Annotated in this window: 21 protein-coding genes and 1 tRNA gene; 9 read left to right on the forward strand and 13 right to left on the reverse strand. The window is 58.4% G+C overall.

What is annotated here, in order from left to right; all coding sequences use genetic code 11:
• Positions 1-9 precede the first annotated feature (9 nt).
• The 6 genes from AC0Z42_RS11215 to AC0Z42_RS11240 all read right to left on the reverse strand — a co-directional run bounded on the left by AC0Z42_RS11215 (position 10) and on the right by AC0Z42_RS11240 (position 5,863).
• Positions 10-963, reverse strand: a complete 954-nt coding sequence (locus tag AC0Z42_RS11215; protein WP_485468468.1) for an extracellular catalytic domain type 1 short-chain-length polyhydroxyalkanoate depolymerase — start codon at positions 961-963, stop codon at positions 10-12.
• A 62-nt stretch (positions 964-1,025) separates the two neighbouring features.
• Positions 1,026-3,221 carry a TonB-dependent receptor gene (locus AC0Z42_RS11220; protein WP_485468300.1) on the reverse strand — a complete coding sequence of 732 codons (2,196 nt, stop codon included), beginning with the start codon at positions 3,219-3,221 and terminating at the stop codon, positions 1,026-1,028.
• A 143-nt stretch (positions 3,222-3,364) separates the two neighbouring features.
• Complete coding sequence (locus AC0Z42_RS11225) at positions 3,365-4,171, reverse strand: alpha/beta fold hydrolase (RefSeq protein WP_485468301.1); 807 nt, start codon at positions 4,169-4,171, stop codon at positions 3,365-3,367.
• 105 nt (positions 4,172-4,276) lie between these two features.
• Positions 4,277-4,918, reverse strand: coding sequence for a TetR/AcrR family transcriptional regulator (locus AC0Z42_RS11230; RefSeq protein WP_485468302.1), 642 nt, complete (start codon positions 4,916-4,918; stop codon positions 4,277-4,279).
• A gap of 52 nt (positions 4,919-4,970) precedes the next feature.
• On the reverse strand, positions 4,971-5,429 hold the full coding sequence (locus AC0Z42_RS11235) for a hypothetical protein (protein WP_485468303.1): 459 nt from the start codon (positions 5,427-5,429) through the stop codon (positions 4,971-4,973).
• Positions 5,426-5,863: a hypothetical protein gene (locus AC0Z42_RS11240; protein WP_485468304.1), complete on the reverse strand. Its 438-nt coding sequence runs from the start codon at positions 5,861-5,863 to the stop codon at positions 5,426-5,428. The genes AC0Z42_RS11235 and AC0Z42_RS11240 overlap by 4 nt, the downstream gene beginning before the upstream one ends.
• A gap of 86 nt (positions 5,864-5,949) precedes the next feature.
• Here AC0Z42_RS11240 and AC0Z42_RS11245 point away from each other — a divergent pair, with 86 nt between their 5' ends.
• The 8 genes from AC0Z42_RS11245 (at position 5,950) to AC0Z42_RS11280 (ending at position 13,978) form a co-directional block, all read left to right on the forward strand.
• Positions 5,950-6,468 carry a hypothetical protein gene (locus AC0Z42_RS11245; RefSeq protein ID WP_485468305.1) on the forward strand — a complete coding sequence of 173 codons (519 nt, stop codon included), beginning with the start codon at positions 5,950-5,952 and terminating at the stop codon, positions 6,466-6,468.
• A gap of 102 nt (positions 6,469-6,570) precedes the next feature.
• Positions 6,571-7,860, forward strand: coding sequence for an MFS transporter (locus AC0Z42_RS11250; RefSeq protein WP_485468306.1), 1,290 nt, complete (start codon positions 6,571-6,573; stop codon positions 7,858-7,860).
• Positions 7,861-8,012: 152 nt separating this feature from the next.
• Positions 8,013-9,491 (forward strand): sensor domain-containing diguanylate cyclase, encoded by a 1,479-nt coding sequence (locus AC0Z42_RS11255; RefSeq protein WP_485468307.1) that lies wholly within the window; start codon positions 8,013-8,015, stop codon positions 9,489-9,491.
• Positions 9,492-9,802: 311 nt separating this feature from the next.
• Positions 9,803-11,383 (forward strand): isocitrate lyase, encoded by a 1,581-nt coding sequence (locus tag AC0Z42_RS11260; RefSeq protein WP_485468308.1) that lies wholly within the window; start codon positions 9,803-9,805, stop codon positions 11,381-11,383.
• Between the two features lie 270 nt (positions 11,384-11,653).
• Positions 11,654-12,397: an SDR family NAD(P)-dependent oxidoreductase gene (locus AC0Z42_RS11265; protein ID WP_485468309.1), complete on the forward strand. Its 744-nt coding sequence runs from the start codon at positions 11,654-11,656 to the stop codon at positions 12,395-12,397.
• A 3-nt stretch (positions 12,398-12,400) separates the two neighbouring features.
• The gene (locus tag AC0Z42_RS11270) at positions 12,401-12,796 is read left to right on the forward strand and encodes a nuclear transport factor 2 family protein (RefSeq protein WP_485468310.1); all 396 of its coding nucleotides are present in this window, start codon (positions 12,401-12,403) and stop codon (positions 12,794-12,796) included.
• The gene (locus tag AC0Z42_RS11275) at positions 12,784-13,005 is read left to right on the forward strand and encodes a tautomerase family protein (RefSeq protein WP_485468311.1); all 222 of its coding nucleotides are present in this window, start codon (positions 12,784-12,786) and stop codon (positions 13,003-13,005) included. The genes AC0Z42_RS11270 and AC0Z42_RS11275 overlap by 13 nt, the downstream gene beginning before the upstream one ends.
• A gap of 58 nt (positions 13,006-13,063) precedes the next feature.
• Positions 13,064-13,978, forward strand: a complete 915-nt coding sequence (locus AC0Z42_RS11280; RefSeq protein WP_485468312.1) for a LysR family transcriptional regulator — start codon at positions 13,064-13,066, stop codon at positions 13,976-13,978.
• Positions 13,979-14,073: 95 nt separating this feature from the next.
• On the opposite strand, the gene AC0Z42_RS11285 is transcribed toward AC0Z42_RS11280, so the two are convergent.
• The 5 genes from AC0Z42_RS11285 to AC0Z42_RS11305 all read right to left on the reverse strand — a co-directional run bounded on the left by AC0Z42_RS11285 (position 14,074) and on the right by AC0Z42_RS11305 (position 22,731).
• A complete protein-coding gene (locus AC0Z42_RS11285; RefSeq protein WP_485468313.1) occupies positions 14,074-14,877 on the reverse strand; it encodes a DUF4198 domain-containing protein in 804 nt (267 codons plus the stop codon).
• Positions 14,874-15,422, reverse strand: a complete 549-nt coding sequence (locus AC0Z42_RS11290) for an EF-hand domain-containing protein (RefSeq protein ID WP_485468314.1) — start codon at positions 15,420-15,422, stop codon at positions 14,874-14,876. The genes AC0Z42_RS11285 and AC0Z42_RS11290 overlap by 4 nt, the downstream gene beginning before the upstream one ends.
• A gap of 46 nt (positions 15,423-15,468) precedes the next feature.
• Positions 15,469-17,760 (reverse strand): TonB-dependent hemoglobin/transferrin/lactoferrin family receptor, encoded by a 2,292-nt coding sequence (locus tag AC0Z42_RS11295; protein ID WP_485468315.1) that lies wholly within the window; start codon positions 17,758-17,760, stop codon positions 15,469-15,471.
• A 622-nt stretch (positions 17,761-18,382) separates the two neighbouring features.
• A complete protein-coding gene (locus AC0Z42_RS11300) occupies positions 18,383-20,290 on the reverse strand; it encodes a UvrD-helicase domain-containing protein (protein WP_485468316.1) in 1,908 nt (635 codons plus the stop codon).
• Positions 20,287-22,731, reverse strand: coding sequence for an AAA family ATPase (locus tag AC0Z42_RS11305; RefSeq protein WP_485468317.1), 2,445 nt, complete (start codon positions 22,729-22,731; stop codon positions 20,287-20,289). The genes AC0Z42_RS11300 and AC0Z42_RS11305 overlap by 4 nt, the downstream gene beginning before the upstream one ends.
• 865 nt (positions 22,732-23,596) lie before the next feature.
• Here AC0Z42_RS11305 and AC0Z42_RS11310 point away from each other — a divergent pair.
• Complete coding sequence (locus tag AC0Z42_RS11310; protein ID WP_485468318.1) at positions 23,597-23,992, forward strand: helix-turn-helix transcriptional regulator; 396 nt, start codon at positions 23,597-23,599, stop codon at positions 23,990-23,992.
• A gap of 366 nt (positions 23,993-24,358) precedes the next feature.
• Here the strand turns inward: AC0Z42_RS11310 and AC0Z42_RS11315 are convergent.
• Both AC0Z42_RS11315 and acs read right to left on the reverse strand, forming a co-directional pair.
• Positions 24,359-24,449: transfer RNA gene (locus tag AC0Z42_RS11315), tRNA-Ser, on the reverse strand.
• Between the two features lie 201 nt (positions 24,450-24,650).
• Complete coding sequence (gene acs, locus AC0Z42_RS11320) at positions 24,651-26,651, reverse strand: acetate--CoA ligase (protein WP_485468319.1); 2,001 nt, start codon at positions 26,649-26,651, stop codon at positions 24,651-24,653.
• Positions 26,652-26,917: the final 266 nt, after the last annotated feature.

Genomic DNA, 26,917 nt, shown 5'->3' on the forward strand with positions numbered 1-26,917 from the left:
GCCGGGCCTTCAGCGCTGGTAATTCTTGAAGAAATTCCAGCTGATGGTGGTCGCGTCCGGGCCCAGCTCATCGCTGAAAGGCCAGCCCGGCGGGCCGCCGCTCCAGGCGTGGTTCATGCCTTCGACCGTGTATTTCTGCGCGATCACGGCGCCGTGGGCTACATACGTGTCGATGGTGTAACTGCGGCCATACGGCACGCTCTGGCGCACGATGCTGTCGGCACGGTAGCGCACGCTGTCATTGTCGAGGCCATCGTCGCCATAGTCATTCGTCTGCAGGAATTGCTCGACGGTCTGCTCGCCATTGACCGGGTTGACCACGATATCGGCCGTGCCGTGGAATACCATGGTCGGCATCAGGCGGCGCGGCGACCCCGAGCACTGCCAGGCGTCCCGGCCGCGCATTTTCGGATCGAAACTGCTGCCGTTGAACAGCGAATCGGCGGCCGTCACCAGTCCCGTGGCGCCCTTGTACATGCCGCCCGAATGCACCATCACGGCGGCAAACACATCGGAATAGCAGGCCGCCATGATGGAGGCCATGGCGCCGCCGGCCGAGATACCCGTCACATACACGCGGCGGCTGTCGACCGCGTATTGGTTCTTCACCTTGTTGAGGATGCCCATCAGCACGGCCGGCTCGCCCGTGCCCCGCTCCTGGTTCAGCGGCAGCATGAAGTTCCAGCAGCGCATGGGATTGGCGCTGGCGTTTTGGCGCGGATAGACAACGATAAAATGCTCGCTGTCGGCCAGCGCGTTGTAGCGGCTGACGGCCGCCATGCTGTTCGGTTCCGAGCCACAGCCATGCAGCATCAGCACCACCGGCAACGCTGTGCCGGGGTTGTAATTGCTGGGCAGCCAGACCTGGTATTCGCGCGAACCCCACAGGCTGGCATGCAGGCCGAAGTCCCATTGCCCGGCCGAGGCCGGCAGGGTCGCCAGCAGGCCACCGCAAACGATCAGTACCTAAAAAAAATGACGCAGTTGTTGGTAAAGCATGTCAGTCTCCTTGAGATTACTGCCGCTTAAAATTTATAACCCGCCTTGGCAATCACCTGGCGCGGCGGGCCATAGAAGCCGTCGAGAATATAGACAGCAGGAATGTTGTAGCCATCGGTGCGGTAGCGCTTGTTGCCCAGGTTGCTGCCGTGCAGGCTGAAGGTCCAGTTTTTCGCCCCCTCCCACACCACGCCGGCCGTCCACAAGCCGTAGCCACCCTGAGCCAGGGTCTCGCTCAGGTCGGTGGTGGGATAGACCTTGCTGCGGTAGCCATAGCCGAGCATGCTGCGCAAGGTGCCGCCCAGCACATCGCGGTCGGTGCGGCCGAGGTTCAGGCCCAACTGCTTGCGCGGCGTATTGCTGAATTTTTGCGTGGCGGCGATATCCTGGCCAGCGCTGATGAATTCCTTGTAACTGGCGTCCAGAAAAGCCAGGAAACCGTTGACTTCCCATTGCCGGTTGGGCCGCCATGAAAACTCGAATTCGGCGCCCTGCACGGTGGCCTTGCCCGCATTCGTGAAGTCTCCATAGAAACCGGGCAAGCCGCCTGGCTGCGTGTAGCTGCTAAACACCGATAACTGGATATCCTTGTAGCGGTTGTGGAACAGCGCCACGTTCACGTCGAAGGTGTCGTCGGGCGCGGCATACTTCATGCCCACTTCCAGCGCGTCGAGTGTTTCATCGCGGTAAGGCCGCGCCGAATCGGCCACCACCAGGTTGTTGGCGCGCACGTTGTAGCCGCCCGACTTGAAACCGCGCGAAACATTGCCGTACAAGTTCGTGGTGCTCGACGCCTGGTAGCGCAGCGACAGCTTGGGCGAGGTATTGCTCACTGACAGCGACTTGTCGAAGTCGGCCGCGTTCTGCAGCGGCCGCGTAAAGCCGGCGTCGGCGAACACCTGGTTGAGCACGATGGCGCGCTTGGTTTCGCGCGTGTGGCGCAAGCCCGCATTGACGCTCCACAAAGCACCCAGCGGCCAGGTCCAGTCGGTGTACAGCGCGGTACTGTCGGTCTCGACCGTGCTGACGGCCGAGGTAAACTGGCGGCCCAGGAAATTGTTGTAGATGCCGCCGCCGGCCGTGCCTTCGAAGCGGTACAGGCCGATCACGCCGGAGCCGTAGTCGCCGCCATAGGAAGCCTGCAGTTCCAGGCTTTTCTGCTCGTCGCGCGAGTCGCCGAACACATCGGCGATCGGCAGCGGCAGGCCGTCGAAGTCGATGGTCTGTTCGGAATTGCTGCGCCGCCTGGCGCCGATGAGTTTCAGCGCCCAGTCGTTCGACAGCGCATAGTTGGCCACCAGCGAGCCGCCGCGGTTGTGCGTGAAGTTGTTGCCCGGCATTCCGCTTTGAATATCGTAGGCGCTGCTGGACGGCGGACGGCGCAGCGGATCGAAGGCGCTGGTGCTCATGCGCTGGAAGCCACGCACGCCCGATTTGTCGTCGGTGGCGTCCAGGCTCAGCACGATGCTGAGGGGGACGTCTTGCGGAAAATAGCCTACCGAGACACGCGCCGCCGTGCTGTCCTGGTCGCTGACCTGTTCACCGTTATACGTGTTGCGGCCGAAGCCGTCGCGGTCGAGCTTGGCGCCAGCCAGGCGCGCGCGCCACACGCCGTTCTCGCTGGCCAGGTTGAAGGCCGCCTTGAAATTGCGCTGCTGGTAGTTGCCGATGCCGACTTCCGCCGATGCGCCGTTTTCCCTGGCCAATGGGCGTGAAATATACTTGATGGCGCCGCCGATGGTGTTCTTGCCGTACAAGGTGCCTTGCGGGCCGCGCAGCACTTCGATGCGCTGCACGTCGAACACATCGAGCAGGGCGCCTTGCGGGCGCGCCATGTACACGTCGTCAAAATAGATGCCCACGCCAGGGTCAACGCCCCATACCGGATCGGCCTGGCCCACGCCGCGGATAAATGCAGTGAGCGTGGTATTGGTGCCGCGCGAGGCGTACACGGTCAGGTTCGGCACCCTTTCCTGCAAGTCGGCCAGGCTCTGGATATTCGCACGCTCCAGGGCCTTGGCGGAAAACGCGGTGACCGCCAGCGGCACATCCTGCAGACGCTCTTCGCGCCGGCGCGCCGAAACCGTGACGGTTTCCATGCGCTCCCTGGCTTCCTGGTCGTCGACGGTGGCGGTGGCGTCCTGGGCCTGCGCAGGCAGGGCCAAGGTGAAAGCGCCGGCAAGAGCCAGCGCGGCGGGCAGCAATTTCAAAGCAGGTTTCATGAGGTCTCCTTGTTATCGAGCTCGCTGCGACATGCACAAGGGCACGCTTCCAGGATGACCAGGCGTCACGCTGCCCGCCGCACGCGAGGGCACGGTATGTCAGCACTGCAAGCGCGCCCCTGCCAATGCGGCAGGCGGCCGGTTTATTTTGAATGTGGCGGTAAGGACAGGAAGGACTGCAACAACGCGTTGACTCGCGGCGCCTGGTCCAGGGGCGTCGCATGGCGCGAATCGGCGATGATCCGGAATTCGCAATGCTGGAACTGTGCGGCAAACGCCTGCTTGCTGGCGACGGGCGTGTAGTCCTGGTCGGCCGCCACGATCAACAGCGGCGTGGCCAGGGCCGGCGCCTGCAGCACGATCTGCCAGTGAAAAATGGCGTCCAGCGCCGCCAGGTATGCGCGCCTGGACATGCCGGCCATCTGCGCGGCAAAGCGCTCGACCAGGCCCTGTTGCGCCGGCTCGGGAAACAGTTTCTTGCCGATGATCCTGCCCATCGCCTTCAAGCCGAAGGTGGCGATCACCGTGCGGCGCAGCCAGTAGGTAAACAACAGGGACGCGGGTTTGCCGCCCTGGAACGGTTGCGAGTTGATCAGGCAAAGCGAAGCGACCCGCTGCGGCGCGCGGTTGGCCACTTCCAGCGCCACCATGCCACCTAGCGAAAAGCCGACCAGGTGCACGCGCGGCAAGTCGAGCTGGTCCATCAGATTGAAAATATCGTTGGCGAAGTCACCGATCCGCCAGGCGCCTTCGGGAGCGGGGCTGATGCCATGGCCGCGCAGGTCGGGCACGATCAAACGATGCCTGGCAGCGAGCGCGTCGATCTGCGGGCGCCAGTCTTCGCCGCAGGAACCGAGGCCGTGCAGCAGGAACACGGGATCGCCCTGCCCCGGACCGGCGTGGAAATCGAGATAATGCAAACTGACATCGGATGTCGCATGGCGCCGCATTCTTGTCTCCTGTGAACATGCTGTGTGTTCATTGGCAGGTCGCTGGCGCCTGCCTTGGAAAACATAATACGGAATCCGAATTCCGATTTCAAGCTAAATTTGTTATTAACGTAAATAATTGAGGGCAACGCGCACCAGCTCATCTTCCAGCGCCGCGGCCGGCAAAAACGACAGCGAACCGGTCAGGGTATGCTGGTTGAGGATGCCGAGCAGCACCGGAGGCACCACCATCATGGCCTGGGTGGGATTCGGGTGGGTAATGCTGGCCGACTTGCTGGCCAGCACGGCCACCGTGCGCTGGGAAATCAAATGATTGATCTGGTGCACGCGGTCGCGGAACTGGGCGTCCTGCGACGAACGCGTGATCAGCGCGCGCAGCACACCGCGCCGGCCATGATTGACCGCCACGAACATCGCCACCATGGCGCGAATGAAATCTTCCAGGCTGCGCGTCTGCCACTGGTGCAGCTCGGTCAGCGCTTCCACCTGCGTCACCATGTCGGAAAAAAAGCGCTGCAGCAGCAAGCGGCTCAGGGTGTCTTTGTCTTTCAGCAAGCGGTAAAAGGTGCCGACCGAGGTCTCGGCCAGCCTGGCCAGGTCGGCCACGCCGATTTCATCGAAGCGGTTCTCCGCCAGCAACTGCTCGCCCACCTGCAGCAGGCGCTCGAACGCCTGCTTGCTGCGCGCCTGGGTCGGCTCGGGCGGAACGATCATCTGGGGAAACGCGATGGCGGCAAGTTCGGGCATTGATCAGTCCAGGAAGTGGAATAGCTATTCCGTTATTGTAACTGGCGTAGCTTCAGCTGTCGTCCTGCATCAACACCTGCCACTGCCTGGCAACTACCTCATCGACCAGCGCGTGCAATGTGGGCCACTGCTGCGCCATCCAGCGCCGGCCTTCGGGCGTGAAGGCAACATACGGCTGGGCAATGGCAGCGCAGGCCGTGCCGTACTCGATGATCGCCGCAGCACTGTCAAGCCCGCCCGCCATCATGGCGGCAATCGGTAGCGCGATCAGTTCGCGCGTCAGTTGCGGGCGCAATACGCAGCCGTGCGCGACGATGGCCAGCGATGCCTGGGCATAGCTCCAGCAATTGGTGGGCCAGTGCGCGCGGCTGACGGTATCGAAAAACACGGCGTCTGGAATGCTGGCAGGATGGGCCTGCGCATCGCGATAAAAGGCGGCCAGCGCCAGAAGCTGCGGAGGCGACGTCCAGCTCTCCCGCGCGCACACGGCATCGTTGATAGTGGCGCTCAAGCCGGCAGCTCGAAATAATGGACCAGAAAGTCGTTGACCGCCGGCCATTGCGGCGTCAGGCGCCCTTCCTTGAAATCCAGCAATTCATCACCCAGGGAAACAGCCAGCACCTGGCCCGTATGGCGGTTATAAAAGTAGCCGCTGCCGCCTTCGAAGCTGTCGAGCGGCAGATATTCCTGCGGCAGCCCCAGGGTCTCGTGGCAATTCTTCAGGGCCAGCGCATAGTTGGTATTCCTGGCAAACCAGCAGACCTGGTAGAGCTCCTTGCCGCGCTGGATGAAGGTGGGGCCGTCTTCCACATGCAGGCAGAACTGCCCGAACGCCGAGTCCGCCTCCACACCCAGGCGCTCCAGTTCGGCCGCATAGTCGGCGCTGGCGTCGTCATACCACCAGCCTTGCTGCTTGAAAAAGTCGATCAGTTTTGTCGATAACATAGTGCCTCACACTTGAGAAATGCCACGATTGCACAGCGATTGTATAGTGGATGTTTGCTCAGGCGAGCGCTGTACAAAGGAAACCCATGCTGCTGTCACTCGACGATCCCCTCTGGTCCACCCTCGAAGGCGGCTACCGCGCGCCGTATGATGCTTCCCTGCCGCTCATGGCCATCCGCGCGGGCGAAGACGTGTGGCAGGAGTTGTGGGAAGAACTGCATCACCAGGGCGACGTCGGTGCCGCCTCGTATGCGGTGATACCGCAACTGGTCGATATCTGCACCGAGCCAGCGCAGCGCGGCGACGATTTTTACGCCCTGATTGCGCTGGTCGAGATCGAGCGCCACCGCCGCGGCAACCCGCCGCTGCCGGAATGGCTGGAAGACAGCTATCGCGCCGCCTGGGCGCAGTTGCCGCAGATCGCCGCGCGCGACCTGCAGGGCAACCTCAGCGCCAGCATGCAGAACGCCATCTTCGCGGTACTGGCGCTGGCCAGGGGCAATATCAAAATGGGCGCCATGCTGATCCATATGGACAGCTCGGAAGTGAACGACTGGCTGGAAGAGCGGCTGGGCTGGTCCGAGCTCTACCAGCCAGGCTTGTGAACCACACCGCCGGTTGCCATCAGGACGTAACGTTTACTCAATGGTGGGAAATGCGTATGCTATGGATGGCAGTTCCTCCCATAAAACACATAAAAGAGACACATGGCTTCCTCTGATATTGCGTCCGCACGCCCCCTGACCCAACAAGACTACAAAACGCTGTCGCTGGCCGCCCTGGGCGGTGCGCTGGAGTTCTACGATTTCATTATCTTTGTCTTCTTCGCCAACGCGATAGGCCAGTTGTTCTTCCCGCCGGAAATGCCGGACTGGCTGCGCCTGCTGCAAACCTTCGGCATCTTTGCCGCCGGCTACGTGGTGCGTCCGCTGGGCGGCATCGTGATGGCCCACTTCGGTGACTTGCTGGGACGCAAGCGCATGTTCACCCTGTCGATCCTGTTGATGGCGGTACCAACCCTGCTGATCGGCCTGCTGCCGACCTACGCCGTGATCGGCCTGGCCGCGCCGCTGCTGCTGCTGTTGATGCGCATCCTGCAGGGCGCGGCCGTCGGCGGCGAAGTGCCGGGCGCCTGGGTGTTTGTATCGGAACACGTGCCGAGCCGCTACACCGGCCTGGCCTGCGGCATCCTGACGGCGGGCCTCACCGTCGGCATCCTGCTCGGCTCGCTGGTGGCCACCGGCCTGAACACGGTCTATACGCCAGCCGAAGTGCTGGACGGCGCCTGGCGCTATCCTTTCCTGCTCGGTGGCATCTTCGGCTTTGGCGCCATGTATCTGCGCCGCTGGCTGCATGAAACGCCGGTGTTTGCCGAAATGCAGCAGCGCAAGGCGCTGGCCACCGAAATGCCCTTGAAATCGGTGCTGCGCAGCCATCGCGGCGCCGTTGCGGTCTCGATCCTGCTGACCTGGATGCTATCGGCGGGCATCGTGGTGGTGATTTTGATGACACCGGCCCTGCTGCAGAAAATCCACCATATCGATGCGCGCACCACCCTGGTCGCCAATACTTGCGCCACGCTGTGCCTGGCGTTCGGCTGCGTGATCGCCGGCTGGCTGGCCGACCGCCTGGGCGCCAAACCCGTAATCCTGGTCGGCTCGCTGCTGCTGGCGATTGCCACCTATGTTTTCTACACCACCGTCGGCAGCCGCCCAGACCTGCTGCTGCCGCTGTATGCGATCACGGGCCTGTTCGTGGGCGTGGTCGGCGCCGTGCCTTGCGTGCTGGTGCAGGCCTTCCCGGCGCAGGTCAGGTTCTCGGGCTTGTCGTTTTCATACAACATCTCGTATGCGATTTTCGGCGGCCTGACACCGATCGTCGTGACGTTGATGCTGAAAAACAATGTGCTGGGACCGGCCTATTATGTAATCGGCGTGTGCATGGTCGGCATGCTGACGGCGCTGTTCGTGAAGAGCGGCAGCCAGGCGTCGCACTGATAGCACTCTATCGAAAATGGCGCCATCCCTGCCTGTGCTAAGGTAAGCGGACCGGGCGCCATTCGCAGCCCTCGTTCGCGGGTCCTCCCATGCAGGGAACACAGCACCTTTCCACGGCGCCACGCCACAAGAAACGGCCATTGCTCGCCCTGATGAGCTTGGCACTGTTGTGCATCTGCGCCGCCTTGCTGGCGGCCACCGCCTGGATCATCAGCGCGTCGCACAAGACCCGCCTGCACGAAGCCGAAGTCGCCACTGAAAACATGGCGCGCACGCTCGCCTCGCAGGCAGATACCGCCATCAAGATCGCCGACGTGATCCTCGACGATATCGTCGAACGCTCCGAGCACGACGGCAGCAACGGCGAGGCCGGCAAGCGCCTCGGCGCCTATCTGGTGCAGCTGACCAACAAGGTGACGAAAATCCATGGCCTGTTCATCTACGACGAAACCGGCGCCTGGAAGGCCACCTCGCTGGGCGTGCCTTTCAAGGGCGACAATTCGGACCGCGATTATTTTGTCTTTCACAAGGCCAACCCGCAAACTGCCACCCATATCAGCACACCGATACGCAGCCGCTCGACCGGCCACTGGATCATTCCCGTCTCGCGCCGCATCGCCCACGCCGACGGCAGCTTTGCCGGCGTGGCGCTGGCCACCTTGCGGCTCGATTCGTTCGAACGCGTGTTCGACAGCCTCAACCTGGGCACGTCCGGCACCGTGTTTTTCGCGCTGGAAAACGGCACCCTGATCTACCGCCGCCCGTTCCAGGAAAAACTGATCGGCACCGATCTGTCATCGGGCGCGGTGATGCGCAGCTACCGTGAAAAAAGCCATGCCGCCACCCTGATGCTGGTGGCAAAAGTGGACGGTATCGAGCGGCTGTACAGCTACCGGCGCCTGGACAGCTATCCGATCATCGTCTCGGCGGCGCTGTCGAAGGACGACATATTTTCGCAATGGAAAGTGACCAGCGCGCAGACCCTGGCCGCCGCCCTGTGCGCGATTGCCGCACTGGTCTGGTTCTTCCGCAAGCTGATGCGCCAGATCGCCCTGCGCGAGCAGATGGCGGCAGAGTTGCGCGTGGCCAGCCTGGAACTGGAAAAAGCCAATGCCGGCCTGAAAACCATGGCCTTGAAAGATGGCCTGACTGGCCTGGCCAACCGCCGCGCCTTTGATGAAGCGCTGGAACAGGAACACCGGCGCGCCCGGCGCGACGGCAAGCCGCTGTCGTTGATCATGCTTGACGTCGATTACTTCAAGAAATACAACGACGAATATGGCCATGTGGCCGGCGACGACTGCCTGCGCGCGGTGGCCAATGCCGTGGCTGGCAGCGCTGCCCGCTGCGAGGACCTGGCGGCGCGCTATGGCGGCGAGGAATTTGGCGTCATCCTGCCCGGCACCGACAGCGCCGGCGCCTGGCTGGTGGCCGAAGCGGTGCGCCAGACGGTACTGGCGCTGGGCATCGTGCACGCCGGCAGCCCGATCGGCCTGGTCACCGCCAGCCTCGGCGTGGCGACCACCGGCAATGGTGACTATCAAGATGCCAGCCCGACACAGCTGCTGCGGCAAGCCGACGCCCTGCTGTATCAATCCAAAAGCCAGGGACGCAACCGCGTCAGCATTTAATCAAGCGAAACAGTGCCATAGTTCGTCATAATCGCTGCAGTGCACCAAAATCTGAAACCCCATTTCACATTGCAAAATACGGCAGGCGCAGCACCTGACGCATGCGTCTCGCTTTTTGAAAAATCGTTTCGTATCATGGAATTGAATAACCAAGTCATTGAAAAAAAAGGAATAAATTTAAGTTATATGTCTTATATAAGACTTGATGAACTCTGTGGAAAGTCCTACTATTTAGTCATGCAGTTTGCTTCAACAAGACGCGGCGGCACACTCGACGATTTTCTTACTTCGCTTTTTTTCAGGAGATTCACATGTCCCAATATCAAGACGACATCAAGGCAGTTGCAGGTTTGAAAGAGCAACAAGGCAGCGCCTGGAACGCCATCAATCCCGAGTCCGCCGCCCGCATGCGCGCACAAAACAAATTCAAGACCGGCCTCGACATCGCCAAATATACGGCGAAAATCATGCGCAACGACATGGCCGCCTACGACGCCGACCCATCGAAATACACCCAGTCGCTGGGCTGCTGGCACGGTTTCATCGGCCAGCAGAAGATGATCTCGATCAAGAAGCATTTCAACAGCACCGACCGCCGCTACCTGTATCTGTCGGGCTGGATGGTGGCGGCGCTGCGCTCGGAATTCGGCCCGCTGCCGGACCAGTCGATGCATGAAAAAACTGCTGTCACCAGCTTGATCCGCGAGCTCTACACCTTCCTGCGCCAGGCCGATGCACGCGAGCTGGGCGGTCTGTTCCGCCAGCTCGACGCCGCCGAAGGCGACGCCAAGGCCGCCATCCAGGCCAAGATCGACGGCCATATCACCCACGTGGTGCCCATCATCGCCGACATCGACGCCGGTTTCGGCAATGCCGAAGCGACCTACCTGCTGGCCAAGCAGTTCATCGAAGCGGGCGCCTGCTGCATCCAGATCGAAAACCAGGTGTCGGACGAAAAACAATGTGGCCACCAGGACGGCAAAGTCACGGTGCCGCATGAAGACTTCCTGGCCAAGATCCGCGCCATCCGCTACGCCTTCCTGGAACTGGGTGTGGACGACGGCATCATCGTCGCCCGTACCGACTCGCTGGGCGCCGGCCTGACCAAGCAGATCGCCGTGACCACCACGCCGGGCGACCTGGGCGACCAGTACAACGCCTTCCTCGACTGCGAAGAAGTCTCGGCCGACGCGCTGGGCAATGGCGACGTGATCATCAAGCGCGAAGGCAAGCTGCTGCGCCCGAAACGCCTGCCAAGCAACCTGTTCCAGTTCCGCGCCGGCACCGGCGAAGAGCGCTGCGTATTGGATTGCATTACCTCGCTGCAAAACGGCGCCGACCTGCTGTGGATCGAAACCGAAAAACCGCATATCTCGCAAATCGGCGGCATGGTCAGCGAAATTCGCAAGGTCATCCCGAACGCCAAGCTGGTCTACAACAACAGCCCATCGTTCAACTGGACCCTGAATTTCCGTCAACAAGTCTATGACGCGCTGAAAGCCGAGGGCAAGGACGTGTCCGCCTACGAGCGCGGCCAGCTGATGAGCGTGGAATACGACAACACCGAACTGGCCGCCACGGCAGATGAAAAGATCCGCACCTTCCAGGCCGACGCCGCCCGCGAAGCCGGCATCTTCCACCACCTGATCACCCTGCCGACCTACCACACGGCAGCGCTGTCGACCGACAATCTGGCCAAGGACTACTTCGGCGACCAGGGCATGCTGGGCTACGTGGCCGGCGTGCAGCGCAAGGAGATCCGCCAGGGCATCGCCTGCGTCAAGCACCAGAACATGTCGGGCTCGGACATCGGCGACGATCACAAAGATTACTTCAGTGGCGAGGCAGCGTTGAAGGCTGCCGGGAAAGATAACACCATGAATCAGTTCTGATTTTTCCGGGTTGATTTGAGAGGGAAAGCTCGCTTCGGCGAGCTTTTTTTATGCACCCAAGGAACGCAAGCGCCATATCGGCCCACCTTCTACGCACCTTTATTCATTACATCATGTATCAAGTCTATCTCTCCAAAGCCGATTTATCGATACATACGGCATAGGTATAGTGGTCTGCATCGGCGCTGGCATCCCGCCCTCACCGCTGCGCCGTCAGGAGTCCATGCGACACCGGCGGCATTATCGACATACACACCGAAGAGGTCTTACATGAGCACCAACAACAAAACAGTCATCGTTACCGGCGCATCAAGCGGCATCGGCCTGGCCCTGGCCGCAGCGTATTTGCAGCGCGGCTATAACGTGGTCGGCAACGCCCGCAGCATGGAACGTTTGCAGGCGGCCAGCGACAATCTCGGCAATCCGCCCAACTTCCTGCTGGTGGCAGGCGACATCGCCCTGCCCGCCACGGCGAAAGCCCTGTTTGCACAGGCTGTTGCCACCTTCGGCAAAGTTGATGTGCTGGTCAACAACGCCGGCATCTTTATCGCCAAAGCCATCGCCGACTACACCGAAAGCGATCTGGACACGATCGTCGCCACCAACCTGAAAGGCTTCTTTTATCCCACTCAGGAAGCGGCCGTCCACATGGCAGCCAATGGCGCCGGCCACATCGTCACGATCACGGCCAGCATCGCCCTGCAGCCGAACGTCAAGGTGCCGGCCCTGTTGCCGATCATGATCAAGGGCGGCCTGAACCATGCAACGCGCGGGCTGGCGATCGAACTGGCGGCGTCGAACGTCAAGGTCTCGGCGGTCGCCCCCGGCATTATCGACACCCCCATGCACAGCAGCGACGAGGGCACGCAAAGTTTCCTCAGAACGCTGGCGCCCAATGGCAGCACCGGCGCGACCCAGGATGTGGTCGATGCCGTGCTGTACCTGACGGACGCGAAATTCACCAGCGGTGTGGTGCTGGCGGTTGACGGCGGCGCCACCGCCGGCACCTGGTAAGCCATGCATGCACATGCTCAAATCCTGGCGCTGATCGACAAGTATTTTGACGCCGTGTACACCGGCAACGCCGCATTGCTGGGCAGCTTGTTCGACCCTGGCGCCCAGGTGTATGGCGACATCGGCGGCCAGCTCTATCACCAGAGCGTTGCCGCCTATCTGCTGGCGGTGGCCGGGCGCGACAGCCCGGCCAAGCGCGGCGAGCCATTCCTGATGCGCCCGCTCAGCGTCGATGTGGCGGGCAGCATTGCCAGCGTCAAGCTGTATTCGCCGATGCTGGGCTTCCGGTATCGGCTGTACCTGACGCTGGTGCTGCGCGCCGGCAATTGGATCATCGTCAACAAGACATTCACGAATATCGCGCACGACCCACTTGAGGAAACACCATGCCCTACGTAAATATCCGCGTCACCCGTGAAGGTGTCACTGCCGCCCAGAAACTGGCGCTGATCGAAGGCACCACCGAATTGCTGCAACGCGTGCTGAACAAAAGTCCGCAATCGACCTTTGTCGTGATCGACGAAGTAGACACCGACAACTGGGGCTGGGGTGGCGAAGCCGTCACCACCTTGCGCCAGCGCGAGGCTGCCGGCAAGGAAGGCGCTTAATCAACGGAACTGCCATGCTTGATGCACAATGGCATCAGTCAACCATCATGGATTTCGCATGCAGCGGCACTTCGACGACGTTTTACTGGGCAGCATCGAGCTGTTTTGCCTGTCGGCGGAACTGGGCAGCTTCACGGCCGCCGCCAACACGGCCGGCGTGACGCCGGCGGCGGTCAGCCGTTCGGTGTCACGGCTGGAAGAGCGCCTGGGCGTGCGCCTGTTCGTGCGGACCACGCGGCAGATCCGCCTGACCGACAGTGGCCGCGTTTATTTTGAGCAGTGCCGCCAGGCGCTTTCGCAGCTGGTGGAAGCCGAACGCGAAGTGACTGGCGACCAGGCCGCGCCGGCCGGCCTGCTGCGCATCAGCATGCCTACGTCGTACGGCAACCACCGCATCCTGCCCTTGCTGCCGGCCTTTCGCGCGCGCTACCCCGAGGTAAAGTTCGACCTGCACATCAGCAACCGCAATATCGATTTCGCCGATGAAGGCTACGACCTGGCCATCCGCGGCCGCGTGCCGGCCGACTCCAACCTGATCGCCCGCAAGCTCGAAGATGCCGAACTGGTGCTGGTGGCCGCGCCGTCCTATCTGCGCCGGGCCGGCACGCCTTTGAACATCGAGGACCTGCAGCAGCACGACTGCGTCCAGTTCACCCTGCCGAGCACGGGGCGGCGCATCGCCTGGCCCTTCAATGTCAACGGCAGCCCGACCGAAGTGCTCACGCATGGCGGCTACGATTGCTCGGAAGGCTATCTGGGCATGGCCGTCCTGGCGCGCGCCGGCGCCGGCATCGTGCAAACTTACCGTTTTATCGTCGAACGCGATCTGGCCCAGGGTGACTTGGTCGAGTTGCTGCCGCAACACGGCGGCTGTTCGCGCCCGTTCATCTTGCTGTATCCGCATGCGCGGCATTTGTCGCTGAGGGTGAGGACGTTTGTGGAGTTTTTGGTACGCGAGCTGGCCTCTGATTGATAACGCCGAGCCATACCACGCAATAGCAAGGTGACAGGGGCAGCCAGCCATGGGCCGCCCCAGTACTGATTAACAGAGCGTCACCGGGCGTTGCGTCATTGATCCAGTACGCGGAAGGTCAAGGTGTAATTGTTGCCGTACATCGGCGCGGCCGCGCCGGTCGGCGCCGGTGCTTGAAAACGCACCAGGGCCAGATACAGTCCGGATTTCGTCAAGGGCAAGGCAACTTTCCCTTCAGCATCGGTGGACAGATGTTGCACCGTGCTCTGGCTGGCCAGGTCCATCGCCGAACGATAAACGCTGACCTTCTGATTCGGCAAGGGCTTGCCGTCATATTGCACCATGAAGTCGAATTTCTCATTCACGAACAGGTCGCTCGGATGCGTGATGGCGACGATTTCCAGCCCCTTGCCTAGCGGCGCCAGCGCCTTCGCCGATGGCTTGCCGGCAGTAACATACGCCTCGGCAATCGACAGCGACTGATAGTGGCTCAGCAACCTGGCGTCTGCCGGCATGACCTGCTTCGGATCACGCGCGGACTCGGTCTTGCCGTTGCGCTCCCAGGTGCGAAACACCGCGCCCAGCCGCGGGCCGGTGCTGAGCCGATACGTGCCTTTCTCATCGGGCAGTGTTTGTTCGGCAACGGTACGTTGCTTGAACTGATGGATGTCGCCGAACGCAATGCGCGCGCCTTCCGGCGTGACGATCGAAAATGCGGTCTCGCCAAACGCCACGGCGGGCACGAAGAATTTCTCGGTGAACCCCGCGTCAACGCCGATCACCTCCTTCGGCTGCACATCGAAGCTGCTCGGCAACAGGTACGGCGTATGGGCGTGTGCCGTGAGCATCACAAGCGACGATGCGGCAACCAGCGCGCGCAGCAGGAATGGCGGCATCATTTCTTGTCCCCATCGGCTTGATCGATCTTGCCGTCGCCATTGGTATCGGTGCGCTGGAAGGTTTTTTCGGCAATCGCGTTTTCTTCTGCCAGCGTCAGCTTGCCGTCATGGTCGGTATCGAGAATCTTGAAGCGCACATGGGCCTGCTTGATCGAGCCGGCGTAGCGCTCGTCCTGCGCACGGCCGGCGTACTGCTGCTGCAGGCGGCCTTCGAATTCGGCCACGTATTCATCTTCGCCGAGCACGCCATCGTGATTGGTGTCGGCTCCCGTGAAGCGCTGCGTGCGCACCGCGTCGTACTCTTGCCGCGTCACCACGCCGTCGCGGTTGGCGTCGAAACCGCCGATAAATGCCGACAGGCCATGGCCGCCGGCGGGCGCCGCTGGTCCTGCGGCTGCTGCCGGCTGCTGCGTTACTGACTGCGATGCTGGCTGCTGCGCCGCTGGCGGTGGCGCCGAGGTACAGGCGGCCATCATGGCCGCCACCATGGCCGCGATGGCGAGATGGCCGGTGCGCGCGCCGCGTTTGATTTTCTGGTGTTGCATGCTTGCTCCTTTGTGAATGAGACGTCGATATCGTCAATTTGAATACTTAGAACGCCAGGTTCAATGACAGCGCTGCGGTGCGGCCCGGCTCGGTCAGCAGTTCGATGTCGCGCCGGTCACGGGCGACCGACGGCTGCAGGCTGCGTGCGCTGGAATAATCCCAGTAACGTTTGTCGCCGAGGTTGTAAATGCCGGCGTCGAGGCGCACGTTCTGGTTGATCTGCCAGTAGCCGATCAGATCGAACGAAGCGTGGCCCGGCACGCGGAACAGTGCCGTGGTGGCATCGGCCAGCGCCGGCCCCGAGTTATTGTAGGCATCGCGGTTGGTCGCCACCGCCTGCTTGCTGCCAACAAAAGTGCCGGTCAAATTGACTCCCCACGCTTTCATCGGCGCATCGTAGCCGGCGCCGATAATGGCCTTGCGCGGCAACACCGACTCGAGCGGCACGTCCTTGTCGCCGGCGTAACTGGATTTGGCGGTGCCGCGGCTCAGGCCCATGGCCCAGGTGGTGTAGATGCCTTTGGCCTGCGGACTCCATTGCCCGTGGTCCAGCCGCGCGCTCAGTTCGAAGCCGTAAATCTTCGCATCGTCGCGGTTCTCGGCCTGATAGATGGTGCCGATATGCGCCGGCACCTTGGCAAACATGGCCGGGAACATCGCGCGGCCGTAGCGGGTGTAGGCGATGAAATCGTTGTACTGCGTGTAGAACAGCGACGTATTCAGGGTCACGCCCGGCGTCGGCTTGCCCTTCAGGCCGATCTCAAAAGCATCGCTGGTTTCCTCTTTCAGGTTTTGATTGCCGATCAGCGCGTACTGATTGTTGGCGACATAGTTGCTGGCCAGGTTCCATGAGCCGAAAATCTCGCCGGCCGATGGCGCACGTCCGCTGCGCTTGTACTGCGCATACGCCGCCATGGTCGGCGTCAGGTCGTAGCTCAGGCCCAGGCTGGGGCTCCAGATGGTGGTGCTGGGGGTGCCATACATCTTTTCCACGTCGTCAGGGGTTAACACGCCCGAGACAAAGTTGTCCAGGTCACGCGTCTTGATCCTGGCGTAGTCGCCGCGCAGTGCCGGGATCAGCACCAGGCGATGGCCGCCAAGGTCGAAGCCGATGTGATCCTGCACAAACAGTCCCGCGCGAACGGTCGTCGTGTCCGGTTGCGGTTTCATGTAGCCGGCCACGTTCCATGGCCGCTCCACATCCTGCGTCGACGCGTTCAGGCCATAGCTGAGATAGTGCAGGCCCAGCCGCTTGTTGACCACGCTCGACAGCCCCCAGGTGCGCGTCTTGTTCTCGGAAACATTGCGCACACTGGCATTGCTGGCCACCGTCTTCGTGTCGGTCGTGTCTTGCGTATCGGTGCTCTGGAAATACAGACGCGTATCGGCCTGGTCGACCAAGGCGTTGTTCGGTGTCCACTGGTGCATCAGCTGCAGCGTGTTGCGGCTGGTGTCGCTGTGTTGCTGCGAGTTTTCGGTGATGAAGGTGCTGGTGGTGTCCCAGCCAAAGAAAGATGTGTCGTTCTTGCGCCGGTACAAATCGGCAGAAAGTTCGAGCCGGTTGGCCGCATCGATGCGCAGTGCGCCCTTGAGCAGCAAGGCATCGGAATTCCACTCATTGGCCATGCTGTCGACGATATCGCTGTTGTTGCGCGTGGCATGGCCATCGCGCCGCGAATAACTGATCAGTCCGTCCAGGCCGCCGCTTTTACCGGCGGCGGTCACGCTCTCGTTCCACGAGCGGTCGGCCGAATCGTAGCCCACTTTGCCGCCGAAATACAACACCTTGTCGCCGCGCAGATAGTCGTCCGCCGACTTGGTCTTGAAGCTCACGGCGCCGCCGATACCCCCCGCCGAGCGCGTGGCCGAGGTGGTGCCGGAGAGGATATTGACCGAGGTGAACATCTCCGGATCGATGAAGTCGCGACCGACACCAAACGAATTGACGCCAGCCCGGCTCACGTAAGGACGGGTGGTGGCATCCGGCATTTCAATGCCGTCGACATCCATGCCGACTCGATTGCCTTCGATGCCGCGAATGTTATAGCCGGTCGTGCCGGAACGGTCAAAGCTGCTGCGGTTCCGAGTCGTACCCGCCGCCGTGCCCGGCGCCGACGCCAAAGGCTGGTTGCGCACCACATCCTTCATGTTGTTGGCGCGATCAAGTGCGTCGCCACTGACCGTCGTCGATGTACCTGGCTCGGCCAAAGCCTGCTCGGTCAGCTCGACTGGCGCCATCGTCTGCATGAATGGGAGCTGGCCGCTGCTGTTTTCCTGCGCCAATGCCGGTGCCAGGAACAGGGTGGAGATGGCGCAGGCCAGGGACGTGCGAACCAACAGGGGGGTGCGGCGATGGCGTGCAGCCAGGCGCCGCTGCGGGAGCGTATCCCGTAAAGCGTATCCGGTCATAAAGTCTCTTTGGGCTTGTTTTTGGCTGGATACCTCCTCTTTGGCGTTGCGGGGATTTCTGGCTGGCAAGCTAGGATACTTCAAATGGGAATGATTTTCATTAACTTTTTTAGGAGGGATTCGCGACTTGGATTGGACGCATGCGTCGCTTGAGCTGCGCCTCGTCAAAGTGGCAGTGAGGGCCAAGTCTGCCACGTGGAAACAGACTGATGCGCTGGGCGCCGTAAAAGTATGCTCAGTCGAAACCTAATCAGAACCACACAGGTGCACTGCAGGCGCGCGAGGCTGCCGCATACCCGCAAGCAGTGTGTGGATTCGAAGCGTGCAGACGAAAAAAAAGCTACCGAGGGTAGCTTTCTTTGTTTCGAGAGGGGGATTCCCATCAATGAGACTACCCTCATAAATCCACAGGTGTCTAATTTATCACGGCTCGAATGCCCCCAAAGCTGCCCAAGCATTTTAAATCTGTAAGATATTTTTTATCCCAAGCAAGAAGATTCACGTGATTGACGACGTGAGTTAAGAAGTCGTCACAGACATTGCTTCAGCGTCAGTCCTCCTGCAATTCCTTCACTGTGAACACTGAAAGCTCGGGGAAAATGCCGCTGGCAATAACGTTTGCCTTCACTGTTTCAGGAGCGTTGACAAAGAAAACCAGCACAAGCCCCCTCTTTGCGCGGGTGCAGCAGACATAAAGAAGGCGTAGGGTTCTACTCCAAGTATTTTCGCCTTCGGCTTCGAATGAAACACGGTCAGCTGTTCGTGATGGCTCGTCTGCAAAAACCCGTTCGTAGTCGTAGCTGTTATACGTGTTCTCTTCCTCGTCGAGTACCACAAGGACGCGGTCAAACTGAGCACCTTTCACCCCATGCTGGGTAGAGTATGGTGAACCCTCAGAGATATACCGCTGATAGGGCCAGAGTTCTAGCACAGGACAGGCAAGCATCTTCATCACTGCGAGATCTGCAGGTTTAAAAGCAGTGACTTCCGCAGCGTTCTCCGATGAGGTAGTGTAAAACTGAAGCGCTATCTCGAATCTTTGGTCGAATGTCCACAGGCCTGCATCCCGAAGATGGACTGCCACGGTGCCAATTGTAATTTCGCCGTCACTTAACATTTCGCCAAGCTTCAACACTGAGGCTCGCACCTCCTGCAGTACCTTTACAGCGTCACAACCAGCTAGAGCGTTCGGTACTAAGCGAGGACAGTGCTGCCGCAAAAGTGTCATCGCTGCGAACTCGTTGCCAGCACGCATGTTGATAACCATTGGCAGGGCGAAGGTGATAAATGGTCGGACAGGCCATCCGGTACCATCTTGCATACCCTCCTTTATCGCATCGGGAGCTCTATCATTCAATGCTGCGTAGATACCTTCAAAACCCAGTCTTTTAGCTGCAATCCTATGAACGATAACTAGCACCTTAGTTGCAAGTTCGGGCGTAGTCCACCCGTCGTCTCCGTCCGCAGTGGCGCTCCAGGTTCGCACTTTCGCCAACGCCTCGGCACGGTTCATAGTCTTCGGCAACACGAACATTCTTGCAGATCCTTGTACCAACTGAGTCTCGCCATCAACATCTTCATGAAGTCCACGAATCTGTTGCATGCCATCAGCTTGGGTACGGATGGCATTTGCCACGTCTAACACTTTCTTGGCACTGCGAAAGTTTTCTGGCTTAGTGATCTCTCTCCAATGCTCTTCTAAAGGAATGTCGCCAATCCCTCTCATGAAGATCTTTTGCATCGGATCGCCAAAGAACCCCAAACAAAACTGTCCTCGCATCTGCGTTTCGACATGCCGAAAAGACTTTACAACCCCCTCAAACGTATCCTGGCTCTCATCAATGAAAACGAAAGGAAATTTAAGTGCTACCAACTTACGAAACAGCGGACGCTCTTCGAACAGAAACTCGGCAAGCTGTAAGATATCCTCATGACCTAAGACGCCCTTCGAGTAGTCGCTACCGACACTGTAAGTGAACGTGGTCACCTTGCTTACCGCATTAAGATGGCTTGAATATCTATCACGTTCTTTTTGGTTGTTTTCCCGAGCAGCCGCTCGGACCCTTGAGCCAAAGTTATCCGCCGTCTCGATTAACTTATTAATCTTCAGTTGTATGAATCCCTGTAACCAAATTTTAATGTCGGACTGAAAGGTCCTGACGATTTTCCAGTAAAAACTATGAATAGTTGACACATGAACCAGTGGATTTTCTTCGACGTCAGTCAGGATTTCGTTAGCGGCTAGCTCCGTATAAGTAATACAAGCGACCTTCTGCTTGCGCACCCGCATGCTTGCACCATGCGCCGAAATTACCCACTCAATAGCTTTAAGAAGTGAGGTGGTCTTCCCAGAACCAGCGCCCGCACGAACCACAAACGATTGAGGGGGAGATGCAGTGATACAGGTTTTAATTTCGACGTCTGCCTTAGTGTCCGGACTGTTGAGCCTCCTGCTCATGCAACTCCTCCTTCCACATCGTTTACTACAATAGCACCACCGTCAGTTGGCGCAATAACAGCAGCACCAACAATGACAGCCTCTTCAGCTTCCATCTCGTGAGCAACAAGCGCCTCCAACCAGACAAGTCCCTCGTTGATGTATGAAGGAACTTTCCATCCTGAAACAGGGCCGCTGGCCAGTACTTCAAGCGCAAATCTAGTCTTGTCGAAATTTTTCCCGGTCACACGTTTATGAAGCGACTCCGCAAGTTCTTGGGGTGTCTTTGCAGCCGTCTTTAACCGAAGTCCAACTGACGCATTTATCTCATCTTGACACCAGATCGCATTTTCGAGCCCAAATGCTTCTTCAAGTGTACGTCCGCAACGGCTCAAAGTTTGCCCTTTGATGGTCACTGGAACAGGCGTCTGATAAGCAACACGAACGTAGGCGCCTGATCCCCCGGCGAGTGCCAAAATCTTTTCTTCCTCCTTGACATTCCATAGATCGGCAACGGTATGCTTCTTTGGAATCCAACTAATGAGCGTCTGGTTGGAAGTAACGGCGGCATCAATGTGTGCATGACATGTGCTTCCACGTTTCTTTAACTTCTTCTTGTTTTCCTTACCTTCTTCGACAAATCCATCGTCATTAACCTCAAATAATTTCAAATCTTCGTCATCTAGATCGGCAGCGTCGAATAGCCCTGCGACAACATCGCTATCATCAGCTTCAGTTGCACTCTTAGGTGCGGTGGCTGTTTCTGCCTTCACTAAAACGCTGTCAAGATCAGTAACGACAAGCGTTGTCAGTCCCAAAAACTCGATTAGTTCTTGAAAGCGATGTGCGAACGCACCACCTACTTCTAAAATTGTAAGTGCTGAAGAACGCAATCGCTTAGCTGACGACTCAATCATTGCAGGTATGAGCAAACGTTCGACGTTTCCTTCTACCAAAATTGCAGCATCTGAGAAAAATAGGTCACAATGAGTGAGTTTCAGATAGCGCTGAAGAAATTCGCGTGCGTCCTTTTCCCCCGCCTTTTCCTTAAAACGAGACAAGTTGCGAACGTCCGTGTGATGTTCCAATTTAGCTGAAACACGTCGAAAATATCGAATCGGTGAGAAGCCTCGTTCGTACAGAATATGTGGTGAGTGTGTAGTGATGACCATCTGAGTATGAAAGAAATTCGCGGATTCGTTTTTTTCCTCTAACAAGCGCATAATATTTCTGATAAAAACCTGCTGGATCTGTGCATGCAAGTGAGCTTCCGGCTCCTCAATAAAAACCAGGTGCAGCGGTGCACGGTCATCTTCATCCGCTTTCCACTGCTCATGCAAATCCAAGAGTTCAACAACCATGTAGACCAGGTTTTTAAATCCCAGCCCGTTGTAGCTGTCCGGCAAGTGCGCGGTGACTTCGCCAGGAACGACATAATGGACTTTAGCATCTTGGCCTAGCACAGTCATGGGATCTAGCGCTGCGCGAATAACAATCTCAGGATTATTGACACCAGGATATCCAAGCTTAGAAAGTCGCTTCAGCGTATCGCTAAAAACCTCCTCTAAATGGAAATTTAATCCCCTCTCAGAGGAGTCTAAAGCCTTTAATACAGCGTAGTCGTCACCTCGCTTCTCAAGGTTACGCTGATAGAACCTGCTCAGTCGACGTGAAAGATTTTCAGCTCGATCAGAACTGCCACTGCCTGGATCATCGAGATGTCGCTGAGCTCTCAGGAAATCCACTTTCAAGAGCGATTTTAGAATTGCTGCGCCACCTGGCTCGCTTATGATCGAAAGCGGCTTATAATCTTCTGATTTTTCTCTATAGTTTTCAAACTGCTGCTCATCTAATACATAGTAGCTAAAAGCATATTCCTTCGATAGTTCCTTGGCCAGATATTTTGTCAAGCTGCTTGGCCAGGGCTTGTAATCGTTCGCATCTTCTGTTGTGTCAACTAGACGAATCGTGGCCACTGAGGCGCTGGCACGACTTATCGGATCGATTTTTCCCGATGCAGCATCCGCCGCCGCTGTAGCCCTATCACGAAGTTCACGAAATCGTTGTACTAGTGCTTCCGAGTTTTTTGGTTCGAAGCACACGCGGATTCCCACACATTTCCCGGCCCACTCGCTACTTGGAAGCAACGCCATTGCAATCGCTAAGTCACTTGGATCGACTCTGAACCATAGGTCTAAAAGTATGTGAGGCAAATCCGATGAAGCACTAGCGTGACCAGCTTTACCGTTGCCAATTTCGTCGATCTTTGACCAGAGCGCTGCACTGAAGTCAAAAAGTTCAAACTTCTTCGCTTCAGCTTTAATCATTGAGTACAAGCCTTGAACTGCCGACGTTTTGCCGCTATTGTTTGCCCCAACAAAAATTGATATTTCATCGTCCAACTCAATAGCAACGTCCCTAAGCCGACGATAGTTCTTTAACCTATAAGCCTGTAGCCTCATTACGATCCCTTTTTTGTCGTTTCTAACCAATACCAATATATATAAATTAGGCCTACAATCGCTTTCCTGTAAATAGAATATCGAGAAAAATGTAAAGTCAAACTATTTTTTAATTCAATCAAAATTTCTACGATTTCATCGTGAAATATCAAAAATTTTTTTATTATCTTAGGGTACGTCTTTTACATATATTTTGTCCACAAATAATTATGCCACTAGTCGCAAACCTGATATTTACGCTTCCAATGGTGCAAAAATTCATACGGTCGGAGTCGATATCAAAAAAAAATTACTAAGATGAAATATTGTAATATTAACAGTAATTTGCACCACGTCTGAACTGCAACATGAGCTCGCAAAATAGACTTTGGCGGCTGCGCTATTCTGCTTTGGTAGCTCAATAGTTTGAAAAGCATGTCTAAAGTGAAATCTTGGATGTTGGAATACAGCTTTTCAGTGTCGCCGTCTGCAGTTCATGCAGGTTCCCGTTGAGCACAAAGTGCGAATAAGCAGGTGTGAAGTTAGCTGACCGAAGGTTAGCTAACTTCACCTATCCTGCCCTGTACTTTTCAGCGACTGAGCCCTTATATCGTCGGCAAGAACTTCGACTGAACCACTTTTTTGGCCGGTACGAGAGCAGATTTGGCAGGTCTGAAGCACTGCCAGATACGCCGATTTTTTAGCTGCTAAAGCTTCCACGGAACCGCTCCTGTGTACACCCTTGATCTCACACATAGTGCGCGGCACGCTTGATCCAGCTGGCATAGCAGGTTGATTCCCGTTGCGCCAGCGATTCCAGCATTCGATACTGGACTCGTGTTTTCGGAATAATGATTGCGAGCGTAATCGCACGAAGGGCGAATTGGTGGCAGTGCAAGGCATTCAGCCTGTGCCATTTGTCTCGGTGTTGCCGCTGGCATTTTTGATTCAGGAGGGTGACGCCATGAAACCAGCGATAGCTGACTACCTGAAAGAGCGCCGCGTTGAACCGCGCATGGGCGAAGAGCGCTTTATCCGCTTGGGCGAAGTGTTGGCGACTTGCGGCAAATCGCGCAGCAGCGTTTATGCGGGCATCAAGGAAGGCACCTTCCCCGCACCTGTCAAGCTGCAGGGACGTTCCTCTGCCTGGCTCAGGAGCGAGGTGCTACGTTGGATGCAAGCGTGTATCGAGGCCAGCAGACCAGCAAGCACGGCATCCTCAGCAATCGAGCATTCTTCGGGCAGCAGGCACATCGGAAACAAAGGAACCAGAGCCGAATGAAGCCGGGAAAATACCCGGATACCTGCGGCATAGATACGCTCACCTGCGTCGCTGCATCACCCTGGCGTCCGTCATGGCTTCGATTAAAGCATCTTAGGAGCCAGGGTCAGGTCTTCCATTTGGACACGGACTGATGCATTGTCCGCCGTAAAAATATGCTCAGCCGAAACCTGATTGAAACCACGAACGCGCGCCGCAGGCGCGCGGGGCTGCCGCGCAGCGGCAGCAATTGGTAGATTCGGAGAGGCTTGCGCCTGCAGGCGCAATGCCTTCGAATCCCCCGCGCAGGGCCCGCAGGGGCCCTGCTTCTCTCTGCCTGCAGACGAAAAAAAAGCTACCCGAGGGTAGCTTTCTTTTTTTCGTCTTTGGCGGAGAGAGGGGGATTCGAACCCCCGATAGAGTATTACCCTATACACGCTTTCCAGGCGTGCGCCTTCAGCCGCTCAGCCATCTCTCCTGCATGCAATGCTGGCGTACTACTTGCATTGCTACTGGCTCCGCTTGTCGCGAAGCCGCAGATTATAGCAAGGAATCCACGTTCTGCCAAAGATATTTACCCTAGAGTAAAAGTAACTCGGGACAGGCCAGGGTCGGACCCTGAGGGTCCGACCCTGGATCTTGGTTCAGGGTTCAGGCAGCGGCCAAACCACGCATCCGATTACGACGCCTCTTTCAGCTGATCCAGGATGGCCGGGTTTTCCAGGGTCGAGACGTCTTGCGTGATCGTCTCGCCCTTGGCCAGCACGCGCAGCAGGCGGCGCATGATTTTGCCGGAGCGGGTTTTCGGCAGGTTGTCGCCGAAACGGATCTCTTTCGGTTTCGCGATCGGGCCGATTTCCTTGCCGACCCAGTTGCGCAGCTCCAGCGCCAGCTTCTTCGCTTCCTCGCCGGTCGGGCGTGCCTGTTTCAGCACCACGAAGGCGCAGATCGATTCGCCCGTTGTGTCGTCCGGGCGGCCGACTACAGCCGCTTCGGCGACCAGCGGGTTGGCGACCAGGGCCGATTCGATTTCCATGGTGCCCATTCGGTGGCCGGAAACGTTCAGCACGTCATCGATGCGGCCGGTGATGGTGAAGTAGCCAGTGTCCTTGTTGCGGATCGCGCCGTCGCCGGCCAGGTACATCTTGCCGCCCAGCTCTTCCGGGAAGTAGCTCGACTTGAAGCGGTCGGGGTTGTTCCAGATGGTGCGGATCATCGATGGCCATGGGCGTTTCACCACCAAAATGCCGCCCTGCCCGTTCGGCACGTCCTGGCCCGCTTCGTCGACGATGGCGGCCATGATGCCTGGCAATGGCAAGGTGCAGGAACCCGGCACCATCGGTGTGGCGCCCGGCAGCGGCGTGATCATGTGGCCGCCGGTTTCGGTTTGCCAGAAGGTGTCGACGATCGGGCATTTCTCGCCGCCGATGTTTTTGTAGTACCACATCCACGCTTCAGGGTTGATCGGCTCGCCCACCGTGCCCAAGAGGCGCAGGCTGCTCAAATCGTAATGCTGCGGATGCACTTTCGGGTCGACGTCGGCCGCCTTGATCAGCGAACGGATCGCCGTTGGCGCCGTGTAGAAGATGCTGACGTTGTGTTTCTTGATGGTTTCCCAGAAGCGGCCCGCGTTCGGGTAGGTCGGGATGCCTTCGAACACCACTTGCGTGGCGCCCACGGCCATTGGACCATAGGCGATGTAGCTGTGGCCGGTGACCCAGCCGATGTCGGCGGTGCACCAGAACACGTCGTCGGGCTTGATGTCGAAGCTCCACTTCATGGTCAGCGCGGCCCACAGCAAATAGCCGCCGCTCGAATGCTGCACGCCTTTCGGGGTGCCGGTCGAGCCGGAGGTGTACAGAATAAACAGTGGATGCTCGGCATCGACCCATTCCGGCTCACACTCTGCGCTCTGGCCTTCGACCAGCTCGTGCAGCCAGGTGTCGCGCCCTGCCACCATCGGCAGGTCGCTGCCGGTACGCTGGTAGACGATGACGTTCTTGACGGACTCGCAGCCACCCAGCGCCAGCGCTTCGTCGACGATGGATTTCAATGGCAGCTTCTTGCCGCCGCGCAGTTGTTCGTCGCCGGTAATCACCGCCACGGCGCCGGCGTCGATAATGCGTTCCTGCAAGGATTTGGCCGAGAAGCCGCCGAACACCACCGAATGGGTGGCGCCGATGCGCGCGCACGCTTGCATGGCGGCCACGCCTTCGACCGACATCGACATGTAGATGATCACGCGGTCGCCCTTGGCGATGCCCTTGGCTTTCAGGCCGTTGGCGAACTTGCAGACTTTTTCATGCAGTTCTTTGTAGGTGGCTTTGGTCACCGTGCCGTCGTCCGCTTCGAAGATGATGGCGGTCTTGTCGCCCAGGCCATTTTCGATATTGCGGTCGAGGCAGTTGTACGAGACGTTCAGCTGCCCGTCTTCGAACCATTTGTAGAACGGCGCGTCGTCTTCGTTGAGGGTGCGGGTAAACGGTTTTTTCCAGCTCAGGTTTTCACGCGCCAGCTTGGCCCAGAAGCCTTCATAGTCGCGCTCTGCCTCGGCCACCATGACGTTATAGGCGTCCATGCCGGAAATGGTTGCCTGCGCAGCGAATTGCTGGGAAGGTTCAAAGATGCGGGACTCTTCTGGTCCCTGCTGCTGCGTGCCTTGGTTTTCTGTAGCGGCCATGCTGATCTCCAGTGTAGTAATTGTTTGCTAATACCATATTCCCAGCGTCTTACGGACGCCTTACAGCCTGGTTTTTTTCATGCTTCTGTCTTTACCATACTCGCCTGCATTGATGAGCGTCAAGCACGTGACGCCCCATATAGTGGCCCGAAACGACCTGACTGTCTGTTTATCTTGGGCCTGCTTGTGTTTCATCAAGACCAAGAACTCGACATGGGGGCATGCGCAGTGACTATCAGCAAGTGTAAAATGTCGGGCATGCCAAA

It is taken from the genome of Janthinobacterium sp. 1L-D-8-B-C4 (assembly GCF_057291295.1).